This window comes from Thioalkalivibrio sp. (assembly GCF_007692535.1).
Lineage (GTDB): Bacteria > Pseudomonadota > Gammaproteobacteria > Ectothiorhodospirales > Ectothiorhodospiraceae > Thioalkalivibrio.
This window is the reverse complement of sequence record NZ_REBW01000018.1, coordinates 1-3,366: the sequence shown is the minus strand read 5'-3', so window position 1 is coordinate 3,366 and position 3,366 is coordinate 1. Positions and strand designations below refer to the sequence as shown.

General features: G+C 65.6%; 3 protein-coding genes and 1 pseudogene. 1 reads left to right on the top strand and 3 read right to left on the bottom strand.

Annotated elements, in window-relative coordinates; translation table 11 throughout:
- From argF to EA346_RS00270, 3 genes are all read right to left on the bottom strand, one after another.
- Entirely contained in the window at window positions 1-912 is a 912-nt protein-coding gene (argF, locus tag EA346_RS00280; RefSeq protein ID WP_296754163.1) for an ornithine carbamoyltransferase, read from the bottom strand.
- Window positions 909-2,105, bottom strand: a complete 1,197-nt coding sequence (locus EA346_RS00275) for an aspartate aminotransferase family protein (protein ID WP_296754160.1) — start codon at window positions 2,103-2,105, stop codon at window positions 909-911. The genes argF and EA346_RS00275 overlap by 4 nt, the downstream gene beginning before the upstream one ends.
- Before the next feature lie 103 nt (window positions 2,106-2,208).
- On the bottom strand, window positions 2,209-2,790 hold the full coding sequence (locus tag EA346_RS00270) for a Fe-Mn family superoxide dismutase (RefSeq protein ID WP_296754157.1): 582 nt from the start codon (window positions 2,788-2,790) through the stop codon (window positions 2,209-2,211).
- 362 nt (window positions 2,791-3,152) lie between these two features.
- Here EA346_RS00270 and EA346_RS00265 point away from each other — a divergent pair.
- A pseudogene (locus tag EA346_RS00265) lies at window positions 3,153-3,366 on the top strand (anion permease); the annotation flags it as partial.

Here is a 3,366-nt window from a genome sequence, read left to right as displayed (position 1 = left end):
TCAGGGATGCAGGAGCAGGAACTCGACCAGCGCCTTCTGCGCGTGCAGGCGGTTCTCCGCCTCCTCCCAGACCACGCTCTGCGAACCTTCCAGCACCTCGGTGCTGACCTCTTCCTCGCGGTGCGCGGGCAGGCAGTGCATGAACAGCGCATCGGGCCGTGCCAGCCGCATCAGGGCGGCGTCGACGAAGAAGCCGGTGAACGCCTGCCGGCGCGCGCTCTTCTCGTCTTCCTGACCCATGCTGGCCCAGACATCGGTGACCACGAGGTCGGCGTCGCGTGCCGCCTGGCGCGGGTCGCGGACCAGTTCCAGCGCCGCGCCGGCCGCCGCGCCGATCTCGGGATCGGGATCGTAGCCCTCGGGACAGGCGGCGGCGAGCGTGAAGCCGAGCTGGCGCGCGGCGTGGATGTAGCTGTTGCACATGTTGTTGCCGTCGCCGATCCAGGCGACGCGCTTGCCCCGGATGTCGCCCCGCTGCTCGGTGTAGGTCTGCAGGTCGGCGAGCAGCTGCGCCGGGTGTTCGCGATCGGTCAGGCCATTGATCACGGGCACCGTGGCGTACCGGGCGAAGCGTTCGATTTTCTCGTGCTCGTAGGTGCGGATCATCACGCAGTCGACCATGCGCGACAGCACCCGGGCGGTGTCCTCGATGGGCTCGCCGCGGCCCAACTGGGTGTCTCGCGGCGACAGGAACAGGGCGTGACCGCCGAGCTGTTGCATGCCGACCTCGAACGAGACCCGGGTGCGCGTCGAGGACTTCTCGAAGATCATGCCCAGCATCTTGTTGCGCAGGATGTGATCGTGGTGTAGGCCGTTGCGGGTCTCCTGCTTGAGTTCGATGGCGCGCTGGATGATCCGGCGCACCTCGGCTCCGGTCAGGTCGGAAAAGCTAAGAAAATGACGCAAAGTCATGCAGTAATCCTTTGTTTTTCATCCTTTGTGATCAACTCCAACACGATGTCGGCCACGGTGTTCGCGATCTCGTTGATCTGCGCGTCGTTGATGATCAGGGGCGGCAGCAGGCGGATCACGCGTTCCGCGGTGACATTCAGGAGCAGGCCACGGTCCAGGGCCTTCCGCACCAGTTCAGCGGCCGGGCGGTCCAGTTCCACGCCCAGCATCAGCCCCCGGCCACGAATCTCCAGGACCTCGCTACGGTGGGCCAGGCGTTCCTCGAGCAGGCGCTTCAGTTGCTGTCCGTGTTCCTCCGCGTGTTCGCACAGGGCCTCTTCCTGCATCACGTCGAGGACGGTCAGGGCGGCGCGGCAGGCAAGGGGATTGCCACCGAAGGTGGTGCCATGACTGCCCGGCGTGAACAGGTCCACGGCGCGCCCGGAGACCAGGCTGGCCCCGATCGGCACCCCGTTGCCGAGACCCTTGGCGAGGCTCAGCACGTCCGGCACGATCTCCTCGTGCTGGAAGGCGAACCAGCGGCCGGTGCGGCCGATGCCGGCCTGGATCTCGTCCAGCATCAGCAGCCAGTCGTTCTCGGTTGCGAGGCCGCGCAGGTCGCTCAGATAACCATCGCGCGGGATGCGGATGCCGCCCTCGCCGGTGATCGGCTCCACCAGGATCGCTGCCACTTCGGGGTCGTTGCGGTACTCGGCCACCGCGGCCGAGTCACCGAAGGGCACGCGAACGAAGCCTTCGACCAGCGGCTCGAAACCCTTCTGGATTTTCGCGTTGCCGGTGGCCGACAGCGTCGCCAGCGTGCGCCCGTGGAAGCTGCCCTCCATCACGATGATCTTGGGTCGGTCGATGCCGCGGCGGTGGCCGTGCAGGCGTGCCAGCTTGATCGCGGCCTCGTTGGCTTCGGCTCCGGAGTTGCAGAAGAAGGCCTGGTCCATGCCGGCCAGCGCGCAGAGGCGGCGGGCCAACTGCTCCTGTAGCGGAATGCGGTACAGGTTGGAGGTGTGGATCAGGGTGCAGGCCTGGTGTGCGATCGCGCAGCCGACCTTGGGGTGCGAGTGGCCCAGACCGCAAACGGCGATTCCGGACAGGGCGTCCAGATAACGCCGACCCTCGGTATCCCACAGCCACGCGCCTTCGCCGCGCTCGAAGGCGACCGGCAAGCGGTTGTAAGTGGTTTGCAGGGCATCGGCCATCACGGATCTCCGAACGAAGAAGGCCGGTGACATCGGAAGACGCTGCACCGGCCCGGGGAGAGACACGGACCGACCGCGTCTCCACGCTGCTTGGATTGTCGGACTATTTCATCTGGCTGGCAACGAAGTCCCAGTTGACCACGTTCCAGAATCCCTCCAGGTACTTGGGCCGGGCGTTGCGATAGTCGATGTAGTAGGCGTGCTCCCACACGTCGGCGGTCAGCAGCGGCGTCTTGCCGTCGCGCATCGGGTTGGCCGCGTTGGAGGTGTTCACGATCTCCAGCGAGCCGTCACTGTTCTGCACCAGCCAGGTCCAGCCGGAGCCGAAGTTGTTCACGGCGGAGTCGTTGAATTTCTCCTTGAAGGCCGAAACGGAACCGAAAGCCGAGTTGATCGCGTCGGCCAGCTTGCCCGAGGGCTCACCGCCGCCATTGGGGGACATGCAGTTGAAGTAGAACGTGTGGTTCCAGACCTGCGCGCCGTTGTTGAAGATGCCGCCGGCCGGGGCCTTCTCGACGATCTCTTCCAGCGAGGCGTTCTCGAACTCGCTGCCGGGCAGCAGACCATTGAGCTTGGTCACGTAGGTCGCATGATGCTTGTCGTGGTGAAACTCGAGGGTCTCCGCAGAGATGTGCGGTTCCAGTGCGTTCTTCTCGTAGGGCAGTGCCGGAAGTTCGTGAGCCATGCGCGATCTCCTTATTGTGATGGACTGCGAATGCGTTGCAGCTGTCTTCGGACCGACGAAAGATAGACATACCCTTGGCAGGATGCAATTCCCGACGCATTCGGTCAGCTTTGGCGGGCGCTGCTGGCAGGGGATGACACTGCTCTCCGTGCGCAGCCGGCGAACGCGCCCATACGCCCTGCTATCGCAGGCAGAGGATGCCGTATCATGCCGGGCAACGCGAGAACACTGACTGGAGGGCCTGTGTACCGACTGGTTCCTGCCGCGGACATTGTCATGCGACCGGTACGCTCCAGGTTCCGGAGCGGTATGTCAACGTGACGGACGCTCCGCGCCCCACGCGTCCCGCCGCGAATTCCGGCATGCTGATGGCCCGGGTGGGCCGCTGGCTGGGCCCCGTCGTTCTCTTGGCCTTTCTGGTCCTTTCGCCGCCCCCGGCGTTCACTGCCGAGGCCTGGCTGGTGCTGGGGCTGACCCTGTTCATGGCGATCTGGTGGGTGACCGAGGCGGCCCCGATTCCGGTCACCGCGCTGATGCCGGTCGCGGTGCTGCCGGTGCTGGGCGTCGTGCCCATCG